This window comes from Streptomyces sp. NPDC044921, from assembly GCF_056432865.1.
Window position 1 is genome coordinate 114,686 of sequence record NZ_JBWKIF010000008.1, and the last position, 21,224, is coordinate 135,909.

Below are 21,224 nucleotides of genomic sequence, written 5' to 3' on the forward strand. Positions count from 1 at the left end.
GGGTCTCGTTTTGGGGCCACGGACCCATCCCGCCCCGTGGGCCCCTCCCTACCCTCGGGCCGAGTCGTAGACCGAGTGCGGAGGTGGGGGCATGGCCTCGATCGGGGGAGCGCCGGGTGGTCCGGGCGCGTCGGGTGCGGCGGGCGCCGGCCGCATACCCGGCGGCGGAGGGCGCTTGCCCCTGCCCGGCTCGCTCGCCACCGCACTGGCCCTGATCCACGCCCTCTTCGCGGTCACCGTCCTGGGCGGGCTCGGCGTCCTGCTCACCGCCTCCTCGTACGACGCCGTCGACGGCGGCGTCATCGCCCTCACCGCCTACGCGGCCGCCCCCGGCACGCTCGGCTGGTGGCTCGCCCGGCGCACCTGGCAGGGCGGCACCGGAGTCAGGGCGGGCCTGATCGCCGTGCAGGCCTGGCTGATCGCCGGCGCCGTGTCCTCCCTCATCGACGGATCACCGCGCGGTTTCACCCAGCTCTTCCTCCCCCTCCTCGTCCTGTACTTCCTCACCCGCGAGGACAGCAGCGCCTGGTACCGCCTCCCCGTCCCGGACCGTGCCGGACGGCGCCCGTTCTCCCTGCCCCGGATGATCCGCTGGCGTCGCGACGAGGGCCAGACGGCGGTGGAGTACGCGGGCCTGATCGCGATCGTCGTGGCGATCGTCGCCGCCCTCCTGGTCAGTGGCCTGGGCACCCGGATCCAGAGCGGCCTCCAGTCGGCGGTCTGCGAGGTCACCGGCACGGCCTGCCCGTCCCCGGCCGCCGACAGCGGCACGGACACCTCCGCCGCCCGTCCCGACACGGCGGGCGGTCCGCGGAACGGGCCGGGTGCCGACGCGCACGACCGGCCTGCGGACCGCCCACAGCCCGAGGCGGACGGCAGCCGGGACAACGCCGGGAAGGAGGACAACGGCGGCGGCCAGGACGATGACCAGAGCCAGAACGAGGGCGAGAACGAGGGCGAGAACGAGGGCGAGGACGGGGGCGGGAACGGAGGCGACGACGGGTGTTTCTCCGGCGTTGGCGCCTTCTTCGGCTGCGCCGGTGACCAGCTGAAGCAGGTCGGCGAAGGCCTCGTCGTCGACGGCATCGGCGGCGATCTCAAGGGCGTCTGGGACACCGTCACCAACCCGCTCGACTCCCTGAAGGGCCTGCGGGACTACGGCGGCGTCATAGCCGACCAGTGGTCCCGGGACGCCAAGGACGCGGGCGACAAGTGGGCCAGGGGCGACTACTTCGACGCGCTCACCGACTGGGGCGGCGCCACTCTCGGCTCGGGCGGCAAGGTCCTGGACGACCTGTTCATCGGGGACGAGGTCCGCGACCAGTGGAACCAGGGCAACGAGACCCGCGCGGTCACCACGGTCGTATGGAACGTCGGCTCGCTGTTCATTCCCGGCTACGGCGAGGCCAAGCTCGTCGGGAAAGCCGGCAGGCTGGGCAGACTCGGGAAGCTGGGCGACCTGGGCAAGCTCACGGAGAGGGCGGCCGACGCGGCGGCGGACGCCGGCAAGGCCGCCCGGGCGGGTGACGTCAAGGGCGCCGAGAAGGCCGCGAAGGAGGCCGACGAGGCGGCGGACGAAGCCGAGGAGAAGGCCCGCGAAACCGGCTGCACCATCGCCGCCCCGCCCCGCCGAGTCCCCTACGGCGGCCCCCGGCACCAGCCGGCGCCTCTCACCGGCTCCTCCGGCACCGGCACCACGGTACTGGCGGCCGGCCGCTCCGCCGCACAGGCCGTCGCACGGGCTGAGGAAGGCTGCGACGAGGAGGCCGGGCAACAGGCGCAGGAGGCCCGGAAGAAGGCCGACGAGGCGGAACGGCTGACACTCGAAGCCCGCGCCGAGGCCGCGAAGGCCGCGCTCCGCGAGCAGGGCTCCTCCGTCCCCGGCGACCAGATCGACGGGCTCGTCGACCGTGCCAAGGACGACCCGGATCCGGCCAAGGCCGAGATCGGCAGGCAGGACGCGGCCGACGCGCTCGACGAGATCACCGACCTGGCCCGCCGCGACAACGTCAACCCCGACGCCGCCGCGGCCCTGCAGGGCAAGGTCGTGAACGCGTCGGACGCCAACAAGCTGGCCGAGGCGCGTGCGGAGGTGAACGCCGTGCGCCGCGCCGCCGACGACGCGGCCCCCGGCACCCGCGTGGACGCCGGCGTCGGCGGCAAGATGAACCGGCAGGAGGCCGACCTGGGCAACGGGGAGAAGGTCGACCTGGACGGGATCCCCGACGCCGACGTGGTCTACCGGGACCGCGACGGCACCGTCCACGTCAAGGAGGTCAAGAACGCCGGCTCCGCCACACGCAAGGCCGACTTCGCCCACCAGGTCGAACGGCTGAAGAAGTGGGCCGGCAAGGAGCCCGGCCGCAAGGCCACCGTGGAGATCGAGACGACGGATCGCTGGACGTCGATCTTCAGCGAGTTCAAGCCCGCCCGCAACGGCGGACCGGCGAAGGACACCAGGACCGCGGCCGGGGAGATGGCCAGGAACGACGTCGACGTGCGCGTGGCCGGCCAGGACCTGTCCGCCGACCAGCTGGGCAGGATGCAGCGCGCCATCGACGAACGCACCGCGAACGGCACGATGGACTGGTCGAGGATGAAGGACCCGGAGAGCGCCAAGGCGTACCTGGGCATCAGCTGAACGGACGACGGAGGCACGAGCATGGCGGGACGGCGGGGATGAGCGAGCCGGGCGGGGAGCCGAGCAGCGAGGAGACGTGGGACCCGCGGGTCGCGCGCTGGCACGATCCGGAGGGCGACTACGTCCTGCCCCGCGCCCTGCGGACCCTGCCGCCGCCCTGGGACGCGTACGACTGGAGCCGGATCGCGCGACTGCCGCGTACGGAGGAGCACCTGGCGGAGGCCCGGCGGGTGCTGACCGTCCTCCTGGAGGACCCGGACCTGTCCCCGTCCGTGCCCCGGCCCCCGTCGCCCGGGCTGCTGCGGCACGCCTGGGAGGAGTTCCACCGGGCCGTGGGGGAGCGCATGCCCCGCACCGGCGACGTGACCTGGTCCGGTGTGGACGAGGTGGTCCGCGCCTGGCGGGACCGGCCCGGGCTGTACCCGCTGCAACGGCACGTCGTACGGCACGTCGAGGCGGCGATGCTGGCCCTGATCCCGTCCCTGCGCGACGACATCGCCGACTCGGTGTTCCGCTGGCTGGCCCTCGACGCGGATCCGGGCCGTTTCGCCGGCTGGGCGGTGGGACTGGCCGAGCGTTGCGTGACGGAGGACATCGGCGCCGACTCGGCCATCGGACTCCTGGGCGCCATGCGCACCCGGGAGGCCAGAGCGGCCTTGCGGCGCCTGTCGGCGAAGCCGGACGGCCCGGCCGGCTGGGACAACGCGGAAGCGGCGCAGAGCATGCTCTCCGACCTGGACAGCGAGGAAACACCCCCCGGGAGCGCAACGTGATCGCGAACCTCTTCACCGTCGCGCAGCCGCCCCCGGCGACCCTGCGCCGGGCCTGACCGACGTGCCGGCGATCCCACCCGAGGCCGTCGACGTCGCCGACCCGGACGGCGACCAGGCAGGACGGCACTGGAACGCCCCGGTCTCACAGAGGAGGACCTGGCCTCGCCCTGGCCGCCGGAACGCGCGGTACCGTCCTCCACCCCGCGCTCCATCCGCACCTGCCGAGCGCCTACCGGGCCGCCCCGCCGGACGGACGCTCCGTCCGATGCCGCCTGGAGGCGGTCGACGTCCCCGACGGCACGGCCTGCCGGGTGGACGCGGCCGAGGACGAGATCCCGGGCCTGCCCCGGGCGGGACGGGGAGCACCGAAGGCCGCGTGCACCACGCCCTGCGCGTGTGGGAGCGCCTGGTCCGCCGGCTGGAGAAGGACTGGGCCCCCACGGGGCGGTACGGACACCGCTGGTGGTGGCACCGGCCCCCCGCCACACGCCCTGGTGACCCCCGGCCGCGAGTCCTACTCGGTGACAGCCGAGGTGACGACCTCCACCCGCACCCCTTCCCGCACCCCCCACTCAGCCATCACCCCGGCCTGCGCCTCCACCACGTGCCGCGCCCGCAGCCGGGGCATCCCCAACCGGCCCGGCCGCATGGTCCGCACGGCGAGGACCCTCAACTCACGGTCGAGATAGGCGACGTCGATCGGCATGCGCATCCGGAAGGTGTGCACACTGTTGGCGGGGGAGAGCAGAATCGCCCCGTCGATCGAGTCCCGCCCCAACAGCCCCCTGGTCCGCGCCCGGTAGGAACCGGCGATCTCCAACGCCACACGGACACCGCCGACCGCCCCGGACCCCCCGGGCACGACCAACTCCCCACGTCCGTCCCGCCACTTCCGCGCCACCCCGGGCCCCTTCCACCGCGCGACGGCGACACGCCACCGCAGACCACCGGACGGAACCGAACGTAACCCCGCGCGAGGGAGCCCCACATGGGCCCACGGACCCATGTGCTCCTGAAAACGGACGGGCGTGTTATGCAACCGTTACGGCCCACACCTGCGGCCGGGACACCGATTCCTCCCCATACACCCCGCCCGTTCCCAAGCTTCACCCTGGTGTGGCCCCACCCCGCTGGATAGCGTTGGTTCGCTCAAGAGAAGCCTCGCCTCTGACCGGGAGCCGACCGTGAACCGCCGCCCCACCCTCCTCGCAGCGCTCACGCTGACCGCCGCCGCGGCCCTGACGCTGTCCGCGTGCGGGAGCGACGACAGCCCCAAGGGCAAGGACAGCGACAGGATCGCGGGAGCCGATACGGCAGACGGGGTCTCGGCGTCCGCGTCCGCGACCGCGTCGGCCTCCGCCGGACGGCCAAAGATCGAGCTGCCGTCCGACCTGTCCTACACCTTCGACTGGCCCAGGACCGGCGACAAGGAGAAGGACGCGATCCTGGCCGACAGCGAGCAGTCGATCAAGGCCGTCGACCTGGCGATCGTCAACCAGAACGCGCTCGACAAGCCCTACCTCTACTACTACGAGGGTGAGGCGGCCGCCTCCACGCAGAAGTTCATCCAGAACTACGTCGACCACAAGGCCGCCATCACCGGCACCTACCGCTTCTACGCGCCCGAGGTCGCCGTCGACAAGGACGGCACGGCGTCCTTCAGCTACTGCGAGGACCAAGGCAAGGCCTACGTGAAGTACCTCAAGAACGACGAGGTCAAGAAGACCCGGGTGACCGCCAAGAGCTACGTCGTCTACCACACGTCGCTCAAGAAGAACGACAAGGGCGTCTGGGTGGTCCGGAAGATGGTCTCGCAGAGTGGGAGCCCCAAGTGCCAGCCGTGATACGTCCGTCGGACAGGGCCTGGACGGTGGTCACCGCCACCGTGTGCTGCTCGCTCCTCATGCTCCCCGGAGGCGTGGCGCGAGCCGACGACACCCTGGGCGGCGCCACACAGGGCACCAACCAGGGTGCCCGCACCGGCGAGGACGGCACGGTTTCCGTGACCGTCGGCGGTGTCGTCTTCGACCGTTCCAAGAACGGCGGCGGCGACTCCGCGGGCGCGCTCACGTCGGCCACGTCCTGGACGCCCCCGCCGTGCTGGTACGCCCCCAAGTACACGCCGGAGCAGCTCCAGAAGGAGATGGAGCCCATCTGGGAGGCCGGTTCGACGGGCCACGAATGGGACGCACGACAGCGCGACCGCTACGTCAACGGCCACCCGTACGAGGACTTCAACAAGGACAAGACCGGCAAGGGCTACTTCTGGGACTCGTTCGTCAACGAGGACTTCCCGCCCGGCTGGGACTCCTGCGACGAGGAGCCCTTCTGGGTGGACCAGGGCGCCCCGCCTCCCGCCGGCATCGAGAACGCGGTGACGCCCGAGATCCTCGCCGAACTGGCCTACGCCGAGATCCGCGTCCCCGCCACGAAGGTGACCCTGGCCCCGGCCGCCGCGACCAAGGTCAACCTGCCGACCTGGGCCTGGCTGGACGCCGCCGACTTCAAGCCGGTCTCCGTCACCGCGTCCGTACCGGTGATCGGCATCAGCGCGACCGCGACGGCCGAACCGGTGTCGCTCAGGATCCGGCCCGGCACCGAGGACGCCGTGACCTACCCGGCGTCCGGCGTCTGCGAGATCGTCGACGGCCGCATCGGCGAGCCCTACGCCAAGGGCAAGGCCGACCGCACGCCGCCCTGCGGAGTGCGCTACCTGCGCTCCTCGGGCGACGGCACGTACCCCCTCCAGGCCACCGTCACCTGGAAGATCCAGTGGACCGGCACGGGCGGCGCGGGCGGCGACCTCCCCGACGGCACGTTCGGCGCGACCCAGGACGTCGTCGTGCAGGAGATCCAGGCCGTCAACCGCTGAGCCGAGCCCCACGCCCCGCTGAGGCGGTGGAGCGGGTGTCATCAGGGTCGGCCGGTGGAGGCGGAGTTGGGTGCCTGCCGGTCTGGGTAGGAAGCCCTCCGTGACCACACTCGGCGCCGTCTTCCGTCCCCAACTCGCCCCCGAGCGGCTGCGGTCGGTCTGTGAGGTGGCGGACGCCGCGGGACTCGAACAGCTCTGGCTCTGGGAGGACTGTTTCCGGGAAGGCGGTGTCTCCACCGCCGCCGCTGCCCTCGCCTGGACCGAGCGGGTACGGGTCGGGGTCGGACTGTTGCCGGTGCCTTTGCGCAACGTGGCCGTGACCGCCATGGAGGTCGCCTCGCTGCACCGGATGTTCCCGGGCCGGGCCGTTGTCGGTGTCGGGCACGGTGTGCAGGACTGGATGGGGCAGGTCGGCGCCCGGGCCGAGTCGCCGGTCACGCTGTTGCGGGAGTATCTCGTCGCGCTGCGGGCCCTGCTCGCCGGGGAGCGGGTCACCACCGACGGGCGGTACGTCCGGCTCGACGACGTCGCCCTCGACTGGCCCCCGGGGCAGGGCGAGGCCGGGGTGTTCGCGGGGGCCACCGGGCCGCGTTCGGTGCGGCTCAGTGGCGAGGCCGCCGACGGCACCATCCTCACCGCCGCCACCCACGCCGACGGTGTGCGCAAGGCGCGGCAGCTCGTCGAGGAGGGGCGTGCGGCCGCCGGCCGGCACGGCGGAACGGCGCATCACATCGTGGTCTACCTCCTCACCGCCACCGGGCCGGACGCCACCGCCCGGCTGCGCGCGGAACTGGCGGCCGAAGGGCTGGGATCCGTCCCGGACCTGGGCGTCGCCGGGGACGCCGGCGCCGTCGCCAAGGCCGTGCGGCGACTGGCCGAGGCCGGAGCCGACACGGTGGTGCTGCAGCCGACCGGGGACGAGCCCGACCCGGAGGGGTTCGTCCGGTTCGCGGCCGAGGAGGTGCGTCCGCTGGTGGTGTGAGCGCCGATGGTCAGTGGCGCCTGCCACACTCCGGGGCATGCGGGATTCACCCCCAGGCCGCGCGAGGCGTTGCTGCGGCACTGGAAGACCAACGTCCTCGGCGACGCCGCCCATCCCGGGGAGAAGGCCGGATTCCGGCGGTCCGGCACCGTCCGCCACGGCGACGACGAGCACGTTCTGATGGTCCTCCCGTGACGCCTCCGGCAGACGCTCCCTCCCAGGCGCGCCCGGAAATGCCGCGCGTGCCGGATCGCGCCCTGCCACCATTCCGCCATGGCCACCGACCACCGCACCAGGCTCCCCGCCCGGGACACCACCTACGAGGCCCTCGTCGCTGAAGGCGCCCGCGTACCCGTCGAAGGCTGGGACTTCTCCTGGTTCGCGGGACGGGCCACCGAGGCGCGGCCCTCGTGGGGGTACGCCGTGTCGATGGCCGAGCGGCTGGGCCGGGCGAGTGCCGCGCTCGACGTGCAGACCGGGGGCGGGGAAGTACTCGACTTCGCCCTGAGCGAGGCCGGTCCGCGCCGGCCTCCGCTCACCGTCGCCACCGAGGGCTGGCCGCCGAACGTCGCCAAGGCCACCGCCCTGCTCGCACCGCAGGGCGTCGCCGTGGTGGCCGCCGCCGAGGACGCCCCGCTGCCCTTCGCCGACGACGCCTTCGACCTGGTCGTGAGCCGTCACCCCGTCCGGCCTCAGTGGGAGGAGATCGCCCGCGTGCTGCGGCCGGGTGGGACGTACTTCGCCCAGCACGTCGGCCCGGCCAGCGTCTTCGAACTCGTCGAGTACTTCCTCGGACCCCAGCCGGAGGAGGTCCGCGGGGCGCGTGACCCCCGGCGCGAACGGGCCGACGCCGAGGCCGCCGGGCTGGACGTCGTCGACCTGCGGGCGGAGCGGCTGCGGATGGAGTTCCACGACATCGGCGCGGTCGTGCACTTCCTGCGCAAGGTGGTGTGGATGGTCCCGGGCTTCACCGTCGAGGCGTACGAGCCGCGGCTGCGGGCGCTGCACGAACGGATCCGGGCCGAGGGACCCTTCGCCGCGCACAGCACCCGCCACCTGTTCGAGGCCCGCAAGCCGACCGCACCGACCCGAGGTGGACGTGCCTGACAGGGAGGTCGACCTGCCTGCGGTCAGATGCGCCGCACGGCGGTGGGCCGCCGCGGGGCGACACCTCGGCGGCGGAGTGCACTGCGCGCGGGCTCCCCTCATCGCCGCCCCCGCGGCCGGAAACTGCCGCTCCGCTCGCCGCGCGCTCGCCGCTTCCCGGGTGATGCGCACCGTGCTCGCCATGAGCCGACCGTAGGGAAACGAGGACAGATCCCGTCCTCTACGGCTCGCCGTGGGCGCCTCTCGGCTCGCTCCGCGCAGCTCCGCGGCGCACTCGGGGCGCGTCGGCCGTCACCGGCTTCCCTCACTCCCCTTCCGCATCTTCCGTCGAGGGTTTTCACATCGTTATCCTGCTGGCTCGCTTCCGGGCCGCCCCATCACGTAAGTTCGGACCAAGGTAATTCGCGTGAGCAAAGCTGCGCGGGCGGTACCGCGCAGTGGAGGGGGCTGCGCGGTGCCGGAGCCTCCCTTCGGGGGAGTGGCGGGGCGGCCTCGGCGGTCAAGCGGGCGTTCGCCGTCCGGTTCACCCGTCAGGGGGACAGCCGGACAAGTCGCCGAGCGGGCCCCAAGGTGCGGCAAATCCTCCGGATCCTGCCCCAGGTCGCCCGATTCCCCTGCGTACAGGCCTTCTTTCGGCCACGCGCCGACCGTGAACGACGGGTTCCGCGGTCATCGCCGCGTCGCCGGACGGCTCCGGAGAGTAGTTGTGGCCCGCCGATGCGCGCAGCATCACTTACAAAGGGTTATGGTGGAAGCCCCCCCTCGGGCCGGTCCGTCTCCCCCCCACGGACCGGCCCGTTTTTTCTTGCCGGGCGAGGCGGCCCGAACCAGCGGCCGGAACCTTACGTTCCGCACCCGTGGGCGGCCCAGGGCGGCAGCGGGGGTAGGCTTCGCCTCCGGGGAACTGCCATACGGGCAGGGACCGCCCGCGGCCACGACCGGGCCGCACGCCGCGGCCTGTCCGATCCGCACGGAGGGGCTGACGATCACGTGAACCTGCGCGACAAGCTGCGTGGCCTGCTGGTCAGGCTGTACGCACGCCGGGTGGAAGGCCACCTGGACCACGCTCAGGTGCCCAAGCACATCGGCGTCATCATGGACGGCAACCGGCGCTGGGCGAAGGCCGCCGGATCCAGCACCGTCCACGGACACCGGGCCGGTGCCGAGAAGATCGAGGAGTTCCTCGGCTGGTGCTCCGAGACCGACGTCGAGGTCGTCACCCTCTGGCTGCTGTCCACGGACAACTTCGACCGTCCGCAGGAGGAGCTCGTCCCACTGCTCGGCATCATCGAGGACGTGGTGCGCACGCTCGCCGCCGACGGCCGCTGGCGCGTCCACCACGTGGGCACGCCCGACCTGCTGCCCGCCGGGATGCAGACGGTCCTCAAGGAGGCCGAGGAATCCACCGCGCACATCGACGGGATACTGGTCAACGTCGCCATCGGCTACGGCGGCCGTCAGGAGATCGCCGACGCCGTGCGCTCCATGCTGCTCGAGGCGCAGGACAAGGGCACCTCGATGGAGGAGCTCGCCGACGCCGTCGACATCGACATGATCGGGCGTCACCTCTACACGAGCGACCAGCCCGACCCCGACCTGGTGATCCGCACCAGCGGCGAGCAGCGGCTGTCCGGATTCATGCTCTGGCAGACCGCGCACTCCGAGTACTACTTCTGCGACGTGTTCTGGCCGGCCTTCCGCAAGGTGGACTTCCTGCGCGCCATGCGCGACTACGCCGCCCGCCACCGCCGCTACGGCGGCTGAACACGCCTCACCGGCGGCATCGGGGGCAGCACCGCGGCGACGCCCTCCCCTTGGCGCACCCACCGACGGGCTGACGCGACACCTCGGGACTCACCGCGACCGCGCGGTGGAGCGCGGCGCCGGACGCAGGCGCCGACCGCACCGGCGCCGAGAACCGCTTGCGGGCCCCGGACGTCCCACGTCGGGCCTCTCCCCGGAACCACACCGAAGACGCACGTCACACGGAGTTCACCGGCCCGCCGTCATATGCCGTGGCATGGCGACGCTCGTTCGAGGGCATAACCCAGTCAGGTCGACGCCCGAACCACGGGTGTCGGATCTCAGCGGACGGCACGGGGCCGTCCGCCCGGGAGGCCCTTTGCACCAGCCCGATCGTGCGGTCACAGCACGGACGCAGGCGGAGGGCCGGTTCTCGGCCCATGCAGGGCGGCCGACAACCGGTCCAGCTCCACTCCGTCGCTCCCCGACCTCATCCGAGGGGGTACGTCCTTCCGTGGTGACCAGCACAAAGCGCCACAAGCCCGACCGGCGCACCTATGTCCTCGACACCAGCGTCCTGCTGGCCGACCCGAACGCCCTGCACCGCTTCGACGAGCACGAGGTCGTGCTCCCCATCGTCGTGGTGACGGAGCTGGAGGCGAAGAGGCACCATCCCGAACTCGGCTACTTCGCCCGGCAGGCCCTGCGCCTGCTCGACGACCTCCGGGTGCGGTACGGCCGCCTCGACGCCCCCATCCCCACGGGGGACCTGGGCGGGACCGTGCGTGTCGAGCTCAACCACTCGGACCCCAGCGTGCTGCCCAGCGGCTACCGCCTGGGGGACAACGACTCCCGCATCCTCGCGGTCGCCCGCAACCTGCAGGCCGAGGGGTTCGACGTCACCGTCGTCTCCAAGGACCTCCCGCTCAGGATCAAGGCGTCCTCCGTCGGACTCCTCGCCGAGGAGTACCGCGCGGAGCTCGCCATCACGGACTCCTCCGGCTGGACCGGCATGTCCGAACTGACCCTGCCCGGCGAGCAGGTGGACATCCTCTTCGAGGAGGGTCAGGTCCACGTCCCCGAGGCCGCCGACCTGCCGGTGCACACGGGTCTGATGATCCAGTCGGAGCGCGGCAAGGCCCTCGGGCGGGTCACGCCCGAGGGCAACATCCGGGTCGTGCGCGGGGACCGGGAGGCGTTCGGCATCAAGGGCCGCAGCGCCGAGCAGCGGATCGCGCTGGACCTGCTGCTCGACCCGGACGTCGGGATCGTGTCGATGGGCGGCCGGGCCGGCACCGGCAAGTCGGCGCTGGCGCTGTGCGCGGGGCTGGAGGCGGTGCTGGAGCGCCGTCAGCACCAGAAGGTGATGGTCTTCCGCCCGCTGTACGCGGTGGGCGGGCAGGAGCTCGGTTATCTGCCCGGCACCGAGGCGGAGAAGATGAGCCCTTGGGCGCAGGCGGTGTTCGACACGCTGTCCGCGGTCACCAGCCGGGAGGTCATCGAGGAGGTCACGGCGCGCGGGATGCTGGAGGTCCTGCCGCTGACGCACATCCGCGGACGCTCGCTGCACGACGCGTTCGTCATCGTGGACGAGGCGCAGTCCCTGGAGAAGAACGTCCTTCTCACCGTTCTGTCCCGGATCGGGGCCAATTCACGCGTGGTCCTCACCCACGACGTGGCCCAGCGGGACAATCTGCGGGTCGGCCGCTACGACGGTGTCGTCGCCGTCGTGGAGAAGCTGAAGGGGCATCCGCTCTTCGCGCACGTGACCCTGACCCGGTCCGAGCGGTCCCAGATCGCCGCCCTTGTGACCGAAATGCTCGAAGACGGGCAGATGTGACCGTCACGCCGCAATAAGGGGTGATTGCGCAGGAGTTGGCGCCGTCCGGAAAGGCGAAGAGCCTAGCCGGGCGGCGCCTTCGTGTGGGGACTTTCCTGTGAATCTCCCGCGCCAAACGGGATGTGAGCTTTCACACGCAACTCGGAATTGCCTTGCCCCGTCGGGTTACGGCAGAGTCTCACTCCTGTCAGGCCCCGCATACGACACAGCTGTACCCCCAGCGGTACGGCACCCCGTAGAGCACACGCCAACTCCATAGCGATGTCGTATGCCGCCCGAGCACCACGCGGCACTCCCCTCGCGGGAGTTGCCCACCGGGCCCGCGCCTCCCGTGACCCCGCAGTTGGGGAGGCCAGTGCCAGGGGCACGATTGCGTCCGCGAGGGTCACCGAAGCGGGCGATGCTGGAAGGAAACCGTGTGAGCCGGATCTCGGTCCGGGGATTCGCAGTGGCCTCGGCCACGGCGGTCACCGCTGTCGGAAGCGTCGTCGGCGTTGCCTCGGGCAGCACCGCGCAGAACAACGACGCCGAAGCGACGGCAAGCGGCGCCACGCTGCTCGCGGACATCCCCGCGGGCCAGCAGGCCCAGGTGCAGACCGCGTCCCTGACGCAGCAGGCCGACGCGCAGGCCATCGCAGCGGACGCGAGCGCGAAGAAGGACGCCGAGGAGGCCGCCCGCAAGGCAGCCGCCGAGACGGCCATCGCCAAGAAGAAGGCCGCCGAGGAGGCAGCCGAGAAGGCCGCCAAGGAGGCCAAGGAGCGCGCGGAGGCCAAGGAAGCCGCCAGCCGCTCCAAGGACATCTCCGACTTCCCCGTCGCGTCCTCCTACAGCATCGCCCAGATCCAGGCGATGGCGCGGCAGATGGTGCCGGCGGGCCAGTTCCAGTGCTTCAGCAACATCGTGGACCACGAGTCCGACTGGAACTACAAGGCGGTCAACCCCTCCTCGGGCGCCTACGGCCTCTTTCAGGCGCTGCCCGGTTCCAAGATGTCGTCCGTCGGCGCCGACTGGCGGACCAACCCGGCCACCCAGATCAAGTGGGGCCTGAACTACATGAACGACCGCTACGGCAGCCCCTGTGAGGCCTGGTCGTTCTGGCAGGCCAACCACTGGTACTGAGCCGACCGGCCGACCTTTCGGCCCTCTCCTCCCACGCGAGCCCCGCACCGTCGTACGGTGCGGGGCTCGCGCGATGTACGGTCGGACGCGGACGACTCCGGGGGAGTGATGCGCCAGGACGGGGGAAAAGGACGGATCATGTCGCGAGTGCCAGGGTGGCTCGGCCGGCTCGGTGCCGGACTGACCGAGATGAGCGAGCGGTACAACGAACGCCGCGCCGCCGCGGAGCGGGAGCAGGACGATCCCGACTCCGTCCCGCGGCCCGACGAACTGGTGCCGCCGCCCCCCGACTACGCTCCCGACGTCCCGGCCCGGCCCGACCCGGCGCTCGCCGTGCCGTGGGGCGTGCGGGTCGCGGCGGAGGCCGGCTGGCGGCTGCTCGTCCTCGCGGGCACGCTGTGGGTGCTGATGCGGGTCATCAGCGCCGTCCAGCTCGTGGTGCTCTCGTTCGTCATCGCGCTGCTCATCACGGCCATGCTGCAGCCGACGGTGGCGCGGCTGCGGCGCCACGGGGTGCCGCGCGGCCCGGCCACCGCGCTGACGGCGATCCTCGGGTTCGTCGTCATGGGCCTCATGGGCTGGTTCGTGACCTGGCAGGTCATGGAGAACATCGACGACCTCTCCAGCCAGATCCAGGACGGCATCGACGAGTTGCGGAACTGGCTGCTGAACAGCCCCTTCCACGTCACCGACAAGCAGATCAACGAGATCGCCAAGAACCTGCGCGAGGCCGTCGGGGCCAACACCGACCAGATCACCTCCGCCGGACTGGAGGGCGTCACGGTCGTCGTCGAGGCGCTGACCGGCATCCTGCTCGCCGTGTTCTGCACGCTGTTCCTGCTCTACGACGGCAAGCGGATCTGGGAGTGGACGCTGAAGCTGGTGCCGGCGGCGGCGCGGCCGGGTGTGGCCGGGGCCGGTCCGGCGGCCTGGCGGACGCTGACGGCGTACGTACGGGGCACGGTGATCGTGGCGCTGATCGACGCGATCTTCATCGGGCTCGGGATCTACTTCCTCGACGTTCCGATGGCCGTGCCGCTGGCGGTGTTCATCTTCCTGTTCGCGTTCATCCCGCTGGTGGGCGCGGTGGTGTCCGGGGCGCTCGCGGTGGTCGTCGCGCTCGTCACGCAGGGGGTGTTCACGGCCGTCATGACACTGGTGGTGGTGCTGGCGGTGCAGCAGATCGAGGGGCACATCCTGCAGCCGTTCATCCTGGGCCGGGCCGTACGGGTGCATCCGCTGGCGGTGGTGCTGGCGGTGGCCTGCGGCGGGATGGTGGCCGGGATCGGCGGCGCGGTGGTCGCCGTACCGCTGGTGGCCGTGACGAACACCGTCGCCGGCTATCTGCGGGCGTACTCGCGCAAGGCCGCGGTGCGGCACGCCGTGCCGCCGCGCGGGGCCACGGCGGTGAGCGCGGAGCCCGCCCCCGAGGCGCCGCCGGAGTAGCACCGGAGACGCGGACAGGGCCCCGTCCACCGGTGGGTGGACGGGGCCCTGCCACGACGGGCGTACGGCCGGGGACTACTCGGCCAGGACCGCCTCGGCGTCCAGCGTCACGCCGACCGCCTGGATCACGGACGCGATCTTGAACGCTTCCTGGACGACCTCACGGTCGAGGCCCGCCTTGCGCAGGACCTGCTCGTGGGAGTCGAGGCACATGCCGCAGCCGTTGATCGCCGAGACGGCGAAGGACCACAGCTCGAAGTCGACCTTGTCGACGCCGGGGTTGCCGATGACGTTCATCCGCAGACCCGCGCGCAGCGTGCCGTACTCGTGGTCCGACAGCAGGTGCCGCGTGCGGTAGAAGACGTTGTTCATCGCCATCACCGCGGCGGCGGCCTTGGCCGCCGTGTACGCCTCCGGCGACAGGTTCGCCTTCGCCTCGGGCTCCAGCTCGCGCAGCACGATCGGGGAGCGCGAGGCGATGGCGGTCGCCAGCACCGTGCCCCACAGCTGCTGGGCCGGGAGGTCCGAGTTGCCGATGACCGAGCCCAGGTTGAGCTTCAGGTCCTTGGCGTAGTCCGGTATGCGGGACTTCAGGGAGTCGAGGGACATGCCTCACTCACCAGCCAGCAGCTTGACCGGGTCCAGGGTCTCGTCGCCCTTGGACCAGTTGCAGGGGCACAGCTCGTCCGTCTGCAGCGCGTCCAGGACCCGCAGGACCTCCTTCGGGTTCCGGCCGACGGAACCGGCGGTCACCATGGAGAACTGGATCTCGTTGTTCTGGTCCACGATGAAGACCGCGCGCTTGGCGAAGCCGTCCTCGTCCTCGATGCCCAGCTCGCGCATCAGCTCGTGCTTGGAGTCGGCCATCATCGGGAAGGGCAGGTCACGCAGGTCGTCGTGGTCCTTGCGCCAGGCGTGGTGGACGAACTCGGAGTCGCCGGAGAAGCCGAGGACCTGGGCGTCGCGGTCGGCGAACTCGTCGTTCAGCTTGCCGAACGCGGCGATCTCGGTCGGGCACACGAAGGTGAAGTCCTTGGGCCACGCGAAGATGACCTTCCACTGACCCTCGTAGGTCTTGTGGTTGATCTGCTGGAACTCCTTGCCCTTCTCCAGCGAGACGCAGGCGGTCAGGTCGAACTCGGGGAACTTGTCACCGACAGTGAGCACAGGCTCTCCTTGCAGCGAAGAAACTCCCGGATTGCGGGCGTTTCCCATGGGTTGGACGGTGTTGATGTTGGCACAGCGTCGATTGATTACGGAAATAGCTACACTCGGTCGGGTTGATCGGAGGTAGTTATCAGTGACGGTGGGTAGTAAGCGCAGGCAGCCGAGCCTGGCCCAGCTGCGGGCGTTCGCGGCCGTCGCCGAGCACCTGCATTTCCGGGACGCCGCCGGGGCGATCGGCATGAGCCAGCCCGCGCTCTCGGGCGCGGTCTCGGCGCTGGAGGAGACACTCGGAGTGACGCTCCTCGAGCGTACGACGCGCAAGGTGCTGCTCTCGCCCGAGGGTGAACGGATCGCCGCGCGGGCCAAGTCGGTGCTGGGCGAGGTCGAGGCGCTCATGGAGGAGGCCGAGGCGGTCCGGGCGCCCTTCACCGGCGTGCTGCGGCTCGGGGTGATCCCGACGGTGGCGCCCTATCTGCTGCCGACCGTGCTGCGGCTCGTCCACGAGCGGTACCCGCACCTCGATCTGCAGGTGCACGAGGAGCAGACCGCCAACCTGCTCGACGGCCTCGCCGCCGGGCGGCTCGACCTGCTGCTGCTCGCCGTACCGCTGGGCGTGCCGGGGGTGGTCGAACTGCCCCTTTTCGACGAGGACTTCGTGCTCGTCACGCCGCTCGACCACTGGCTCGGCGGCCGCGAGGGCATCCCGCGGGAGGCGCTGCGCGAGCTGAACCTGCTCCTGCTGGACGAGGGGCACTGCCTGCGCGACCAGGCCCTCGACATCTGCCGGGAGGCCGGCCGCGACGACGTGCCGGTCACCACGACCGCCGCCGGGCTGTCCACGCTGGTGCAGCTGGTGGCCGGCGGACTCGGGGTCACCCTGCTGCCGCGCACCGCCGTCAAGGTCGAGACGTCCCGCAGCAACCAGCTCCTCACCGGGTACTTCGCCGACCCGGCCCCCTCCCGCCGGGTCGCCCTGGCCATGCGGGCGGGGGCCGTACGCGGCGCGGAGTACGAGGAACTGGCAACCGCCCTGCGCGAGGCGCTGCGACCACTGCCCGTACGCGTCCTGGACCGGGACGCTTGACACGGCCCCGGCCCGGCATGCGTGCCCTGGCCGGTTAGGCCGACGGTGCCCTGGCCCGGAGCGCGTGACGCCTCCCGGGCCGGACGCCCGACACCGCCCCGGGCCGGGATGTGCGGCCCTGTCTTGGCTCGGGATCCTTGAGGCGGCGGGACGCTTGAGACGGCCGGCGCCGAGCCGGGCCGGGCGGCGTGGCACTGCCCCGGGCCGGGATGCGTGACGCGGCCCTGCCCCGGGACGCCTGACGCCGCTCCGGTCCACGTGGTCCCCGCCCGGGACGCCTGACGCAGCCCGGTGCACGGGGGCCTTGACCTGGAGCGACCGAAGCCGCCCCGGTACGGGCCCCGGCCCGGGAGCCTGAAGTAGCCCGGTGCACGGGCCCTTCGCCCAGGACGTCTGAAGTCGCCCCGGTATGGGGCCCCGGTCAGGGGAAACTGACGCAGCCCGGTCCTCGCGACCCTGGCCCGGGATGTCCGAAGCCACTCCGGTAGGGGCTCCTGGCCCGGGACGCGTGACGCTGCCCGGTGCCCGGTGCCCGGTGCCCGGTGCCCGGTGCCCGGTGCCCTGGCCCGGAACGCCGCACTCAGCCCGGTGCACGGGCCTTCGCCCGGGGTGATCGAAGTCGCCCTGGTCCGGTGTCCTGGCCCGGGAAGCCTGAGTAGCCCGGTCCATGGGGCCTTGGCCCGGGGCGAGCGAAGTCGCCAAGGTGCGGGGCCCCGGCCCGGGACGACTGACGTAGCCGCCCCGGTACGAGGCCCCGGCCCGGGAGGCATGTCGCACCCCGGTGCACGGGGCCCCGGGCCGGGGCGGCCGGAGTCGAGCAGGTCGGGGGTCTACTCCGTGCGGAGGCCGTCCGGGCGCATCAGTTTCAGCAGTGGTGGCAGGCTCAGCAGTGTCACCACCAGGACGACCCCCGCGCCGATCCCGGTCATCGACAGCACGCTCGGCCAGTCCACCCGGACGGACAGGTTCACCATCCGCAGCAGGACCGCGCCCAGGGCCATGCCCACCGCCGCGGCCAGCAGCAGGCCCAGCCCGATGGGGATCGCCGTCTGCCACAGCACCGACAGGCCGAGGGTGCGGCGCCGGGTGCCGAAGGCGACCAGGGCCGACAGCAGCCTGCGGCGTTCGCGCAACTGCTCCAGCTGCGAGACCAGCAGACTCGCCCCGATCAGCGCCAGCACGGCCGCGGCGCCGACGAACAGGCCGGTGCGGATGTTGGCGTAGCGCTCGTTGCGCTCGACGGCGTGCCAGACCGTGGGATCGACCGTGGGGTCGATGCGCGCCGCCGTGTTGCGCACGTACTCGTACGCGTCGGGCTCGTCGGGGCTCAGGCTCAGGTAGAGCTCCTTGCGCGCGAGCGAGGCGAGCCCGACGGAGTCCGCGCCCGGTGTGATCAGGATGCCGCCGCGTTCGGTACCGGTCGGGTCCTCGCGGGACTCGGCCTGCCGGATGCCCCGCGGCAGGGTGAAGGAGATCCGCTTCCCGGACCGGTCGGCGTCCGCCTCGTCCATCCACAGCGTCCTGCCCGGCTTGCCCAGCTTGATCGTGTCGGCGTCGTACTCCGCACCGCGGACGGCGAAGACGTCACCGTCGCGGCAGGAGGGCAGGGTGGCCACCTCGCGCAGCGAGGCACAGTCGCCGAGGGTGATCTGGACGATGGACTCCGCGTCGGCGCCGCCGCCGCGGAGGTAGGTCTCCGACAGCGCGGTGACCTTGCGGACGCCCTTGGTCTCGCGGAACCTCTCGGCGGCGGAGGCGGCGTCGAGGCGGTCGGGCACGCGCACCTGCATCTGGGCGCGCGCCACGTCGTACTGCGACGCGGTGGTGTAGTTGCCCTCCACACCGGCGAACAGCATCTGCAGCGCGATCGCACCGGCCACCGCCACCGCGATGCCGTTGACCATGCGGGCCGCCGCGCCGCTGCTCAACTGCAACCGGCGCACGGCCAGCTGCCAGGCGACGCCGCCCGCACCGAGCCGGGACACGACCGTCTCGACGACCCAGGGCAGCAGGGCCGTGACGCCGACGAGCAGCAGCATCACACCGCCGACCACCAGGTACTGGTTGAAGGTCCCCCCGTCCTCGCCCTGCCCGATCATCGGGGCGAGCATCGCTAGCCCGCCCAGCGGCAGCAGCAGCCGCCACCACAGCCTCCGCCGCGCGGGCCTGGCCGTGCGCACCACACCGAGCGGCTCGATGACCACCCCGCGCAGTGCGAACAGGGTCACCAGCACGGCGGCCGTCGGCACCGCCAGCACCACCAGCGCGGCCAGCAGGGGAGAGGGGTTCAGATAGCTCGGGAAGACACTGACGTGGAACACCTCGAAGCTGGCCGCCAGTTCGCGTCCGAGCAGGAAGAACCCGGTGCCGAACACGAGCCCCAGCACGGACCCGGCCAGTGCCTCACCGGCGGCGATCCGCCGGGTCATGCGGCTGTCGGAGCCCACCAGCCGCAGCGCCGCGAGCCGGCGGTCGCGCCGCTCGCCGCCGAACCGCACGGCGGCCGCGATGAACACGGCGACCGGCATCAGCAGCACCACGAAGACGACCAGGACCAGCAGGAGCAGCACCGGGTCCCAGGGTTCGGACGCCCCCAGGTCCGGGTTGCCGAAGCTGTCGATGCGCGCGCCCGCGGTGGAGGAGCCGAGCCGGTCGGCCAGCCCCTTGCCGCCCGCGAAGTAGGCCAGTTCCTGGGAGCCGATGAGCCCCTGCTCGCCGATGGTGCCGGTGATCCGGTAGGGCAGCCGCTCCCGCAGCAGCTTCCCGTCGTCGGACGCCAGCACCTCCTTCAGCGCGGGCGAGACGACCATGTCGCCGTCGGCGGGGAACGCCGAGAGGCCCGGCGGCAGCGGGGCTTCGGGGCCTTCCGGCTCCAGCAGGCGCCCGCGCACGTCCCGGTCGTGGAACATGGTGTCCGCGTCCAGCACGACCAGGGTGTCGTCGGCCTTCGGGATCTTCTGCTGGCTGAAGGTGTGGTCGCTGCGGGCCTCCTCGCGCCGGTCGCGTTCGGCCAGCGCGTTCGGCAGGGCGGTGGTGAGCAGCAGCAGCGCCACGCCCAGCCCGACGCCGACGGCCGTCAGCAGCGCCCGCGTCCACCCCTCGCGCCCGCCCGCGACGGCGAACCGCCCGCCCATGCCCAGGTCCCGCACCCACGGCCGGAGGCTCATACGACGCGCTCCATGTCCCGCGACTTGCCGTCCCGTACGACGATCTCGCGGTCGGAGTACGCGGCCACCCGGGCCTCGTGCGTGACAAGCACCACGGCCGTGCTGGCCGACCGGGCGGCGTCCGTGAGCAGTTCCATCACGCGCTCGCCGTTGAAGGAGTCGAGCGCGCCGGTCGGCTCGTCGGCGAAGACGACCCGGGGGTTGGTCACCAGGGCCCGGGCGACGGCGACCCGCTGCCCCTGGCCGCCGGAGACCTCGCCGGGGCGCTTGCCGCGCAGGTCGTCCACCTCGAGCCGCTCCATCCACGCGAGGGCGGCCCGCTCGGCCTCCTTGCGGGACGAGCCGTTCAGCCGCAGCGGCAGGGCCACGTTCTCCACGCAGGTCAGTTCCGGCACGAGCTGGCCGAACTGGAACACGAACCCGAACTCCGAGCGCCGCAGCGCGCTGCGCTCGGCATCGCTCATCGAGCTGACCTCGCGCCCGTCGTACGTGATCGAGCCCGAGTCGGGCGTGACGATCCCGGCGAGGCAGTGCAGCAGGGTCGACTTGCCGGACCCGGACGGGCCCATCACGGCGACGACCTCGCCCGGGTGGATGGAGAACTCGGCACCGTCGAGCGCGGTGGTCGGCCCGTACGCCTTGCGCAGGTCCTGGGCGGTGAGCAGCGAACCGGCGGGGATCGTCATCGGGTCACCGCCTCGCGGAGCTTGTCCAGGCGCGCCGCGGTCAGCTCCAGCCAGCGCAGGTCCGCCTCCAGGTGGAACAGCGCGTGGTCGCAGATGAGCTGGTCGGCGAGATCGCCCTTGCGCTTGCGGTCGGTGAGGATGCGCATGCTGCGCAGGTGCTCCGAGCGCTGGGTGTCGAGGATGTCGGCGGCCTCGCGGTGGGTGAGCAGCGCGAGGACGACCTTGGTGTAGAGGGTCGACTGCAGGTACGGCTCCGGCTTCTCCGGCGTCGCGAGCCAGCGCTCGACGTCGGTGACGCCGGCCTCGGTGATGGCGTACCGCTTGCGCTCGGGACCGCCGCCCGCCTCGATGCCGTCGACCTGGACGAGCCCGTTCTTCAGCAGCCGGGACATCGTCGAGTAGACCTGGCCGTAGTGGAGCGGCCGGTCGTGACCGAACTTCTCGTCGAAGGCCCGCTTCAGGTCGTAACCGTGCCGCGGGCCGGACTCAAGGAGCCCCAGGAGAGTGTGACCGATGGACATGCCGAGGACTGTACACGGTGTGTATACGCGGCATGTATACGTCGCGTGTGCAGATCATGGCGGGGTGTGGGGGAG

Annotated in this window: 18 protein-coding genes; 12 read left to right on the plus strand and 6 right to left on the minus strand. The window is 72.0% G+C overall.

Going from position 1 to position 21,224, the window contains the following annotated elements:
- The first annotated feature begins 175 nt into the window (after nucleotides 1-175).
- Together AC07DA_RS14860 and AC07DA_RS14865 are read left to right on the plus strand one after the other, a co-directional pair.
- Nucleotides 176-2,641, plus strand: coding sequence for a hypothetical protein (locus AC07DA_RS14860; RefSeq protein ID WP_479128059.1), 2,466 nt, complete (start codon nucleotides 176-178; stop codon nucleotides 2,639-2,641).
- Nucleotides 2,642-2,679: 38 nt separating this feature from the next.
- A complete protein-coding gene (locus AC07DA_RS14865) occupies nucleotides 2,680-3,414 on the plus strand; it encodes a hypothetical protein (protein ID WP_479128061.1) in 735 nt (244 codons plus the stop codon).
- A 514-nt stretch (nucleotides 3,415-3,928) separates the two neighbouring features.
- Here the strand turns inward: AC07DA_RS14865 and AC07DA_RS14870 are convergent.
- Entirely contained in the window at nucleotides 3,929-4,315 is a 387-nt protein-coding gene (locus AC07DA_RS14870) for a DUF192 domain-containing protein (protein ID WP_479128063.1), read from the minus strand.
- A 283-nt stretch (nucleotides 4,316-4,598) separates the two neighbouring features.
- Between AC07DA_RS14870 and AC07DA_RS14875 the strand changes: the two genes are divergently transcribed.
- The 9 genes from AC07DA_RS14875 (at nucleotide 4,599) to AC07DA_RS14915 (ending at nucleotide 14,524) form a co-directional block, all read left to right on the plus strand.
- Nucleotides 4,599-5,258: a hypothetical protein gene (locus tag AC07DA_RS14875; protein WP_479128065.1), complete on the plus strand. Its 660-nt coding sequence runs from the start codon at nucleotides 4,599-4,601 to the stop codon at nucleotides 5,256-5,258.
- Entirely contained in the window at nucleotides 5,246-6,286 is a 1,041-nt protein-coding gene (locus AC07DA_RS14880) for a hypothetical protein (RefSeq protein ID WP_479128067.1), read from the plus strand. The genes AC07DA_RS14875 and AC07DA_RS14880 overlap by 13 nt, the downstream gene beginning before the upstream one ends.
- 100 nt (nucleotides 6,287-6,386) lie before the next feature.
- A complete protein-coding gene (locus tag AC07DA_RS14885; protein ID WP_479128069.1) occupies nucleotides 6,387-7,268 on the plus strand; it encodes an LLM class flavin-dependent oxidoreductase in 882 nt (293 codons plus the stop codon).
- Nucleotides 7,269-7,274: 6 nt separating this feature from the next.
- Nucleotides 7,275-7,463, plus strand: a complete 189-nt coding sequence (locus tag AC07DA_RS14890) for a hypothetical protein (RefSeq protein WP_479128071.1) — start codon at nucleotides 7,275-7,277, stop codon at nucleotides 7,461-7,463.
- Nucleotides 7,464-7,541: 78 nt separating this feature from the next.
- Complete coding sequence (locus AC07DA_RS14895; protein WP_479128073.1) at nucleotides 7,542-8,375, plus strand: methyltransferase domain-containing protein; 834 nt, start codon at nucleotides 7,542-7,544, stop codon at nucleotides 8,373-8,375.
- Nucleotides 8,376-9,365: 990 nt separating this feature from the next.
- On the plus strand, nucleotides 9,366-10,139 hold the full coding sequence (locus tag AC07DA_RS14900) for an isoprenyl transferase (RefSeq protein ID WP_479128075.1): 774 nt from the start codon (nucleotides 9,366-9,368) through the stop codon (nucleotides 10,137-10,139).
- Between the two features lie 493 nt (nucleotides 10,140-10,632).
- On the plus strand, nucleotides 10,633-11,958 hold the full coding sequence (locus AC07DA_RS14905; RefSeq protein ID WP_479128078.1) for a PhoH family protein: 1,326 nt from the start codon (nucleotides 10,633-10,635) through the stop codon (nucleotides 11,956-11,958).
- Nucleotides 11,959-12,376: 418 nt separating this feature from the next.
- Nucleotides 12,377-13,078 carry an aggregation-promoting factor C-terminal-like domain-containing protein gene (locus AC07DA_RS14910; RefSeq protein ID WP_479128080.1) on the plus strand — a complete coding sequence of 234 codons (702 nt, stop codon included), beginning with the start codon at nucleotides 12,377-12,379 and terminating at the stop codon, nucleotides 13,076-13,078.
- A 138-nt stretch (nucleotides 13,079-13,216) separates the two neighbouring features.
- Nucleotides 13,217-14,524: an AI-2E family transporter gene (locus AC07DA_RS14915; protein ID WP_479128082.1), complete on the plus strand. Its 1,308-nt coding sequence runs from the start codon at nucleotides 13,217-13,219 to the stop codon at nucleotides 14,522-14,524.
- A 75-nt stretch (nucleotides 14,525-14,599) separates the two neighbouring features.
- Here the strand turns inward: AC07DA_RS14915 and AC07DA_RS14920 are convergent, their stop codons facing one another.
- Nucleotides 14,600-15,133, minus strand: a complete 534-nt coding sequence (locus AC07DA_RS14920) for an alkyl hydroperoxide reductase (protein ID WP_479128084.1) — start codon at nucleotides 15,131-15,133, stop codon at nucleotides 14,600-14,602.
- A 3-nt stretch (nucleotides 15,134-15,136) separates the two neighbouring features.
- Complete coding sequence (locus AC07DA_RS14925; RefSeq protein ID WP_383324387.1) at nucleotides 15,137-15,691, minus strand: peroxiredoxin; 555 nt, start codon at nucleotides 15,689-15,691, stop codon at nucleotides 15,137-15,139.
- 133 nt (nucleotides 15,692-15,824) lie between these two features.
- Here AC07DA_RS14925 and AC07DA_RS14930 point away from each other — a divergent pair, with 133 nt between their 5' ends.
- Nucleotides 15,825-16,775 carry a LysR substrate-binding domain-containing protein gene (locus tag AC07DA_RS14930; protein ID WP_479128087.1) on the plus strand — a complete coding sequence of 317 codons (951 nt, stop codon included), beginning with the start codon at nucleotides 15,825-15,827 and terminating at the stop codon, nucleotides 16,773-16,775.
- Nucleotides 16,776-17,605: 830 nt separating this feature from the next.
- Here AC07DA_RS14930 and AC07DA_RS14935 read toward each other — a convergent pair.
- The 3 genes from AC07DA_RS14935 to AC07DA_RS14945 are packed head-to-tail and all read right to left on the minus strand — an operon-like array spanning nucleotide 17,606 to nucleotide 21,149.
- On the minus strand, nucleotides 17,606-19,942 hold the full coding sequence (locus tag AC07DA_RS14935) for an ABC transporter permease (protein WP_479128089.1): 2,337 nt from the start codon (nucleotides 19,940-19,942) through the stop codon (nucleotides 17,606-17,608).
- Nucleotides 19,939-20,628 (minus strand): ABC transporter ATP-binding protein, encoded by a 690-nt coding sequence (locus AC07DA_RS14940; RefSeq protein WP_479128091.1) that lies wholly within the window; start codon nucleotides 20,626-20,628, stop codon nucleotides 19,939-19,941. The genes AC07DA_RS14935 and AC07DA_RS14940 overlap by 4 nt, the downstream gene beginning before the upstream one ends.
- Nucleotides 20,625-21,149 (minus strand): PadR family transcriptional regulator, encoded by a 525-nt coding sequence (locus AC07DA_RS14945; RefSeq protein ID WP_479128093.1) that lies wholly within the window; start codon nucleotides 21,147-21,149, stop codon nucleotides 20,625-20,627. The genes AC07DA_RS14940 and AC07DA_RS14945 overlap by 4 nt, the downstream gene beginning before the upstream one ends.
- Nucleotides 21,150-21,224 lie beyond the last annotated feature (75 nt).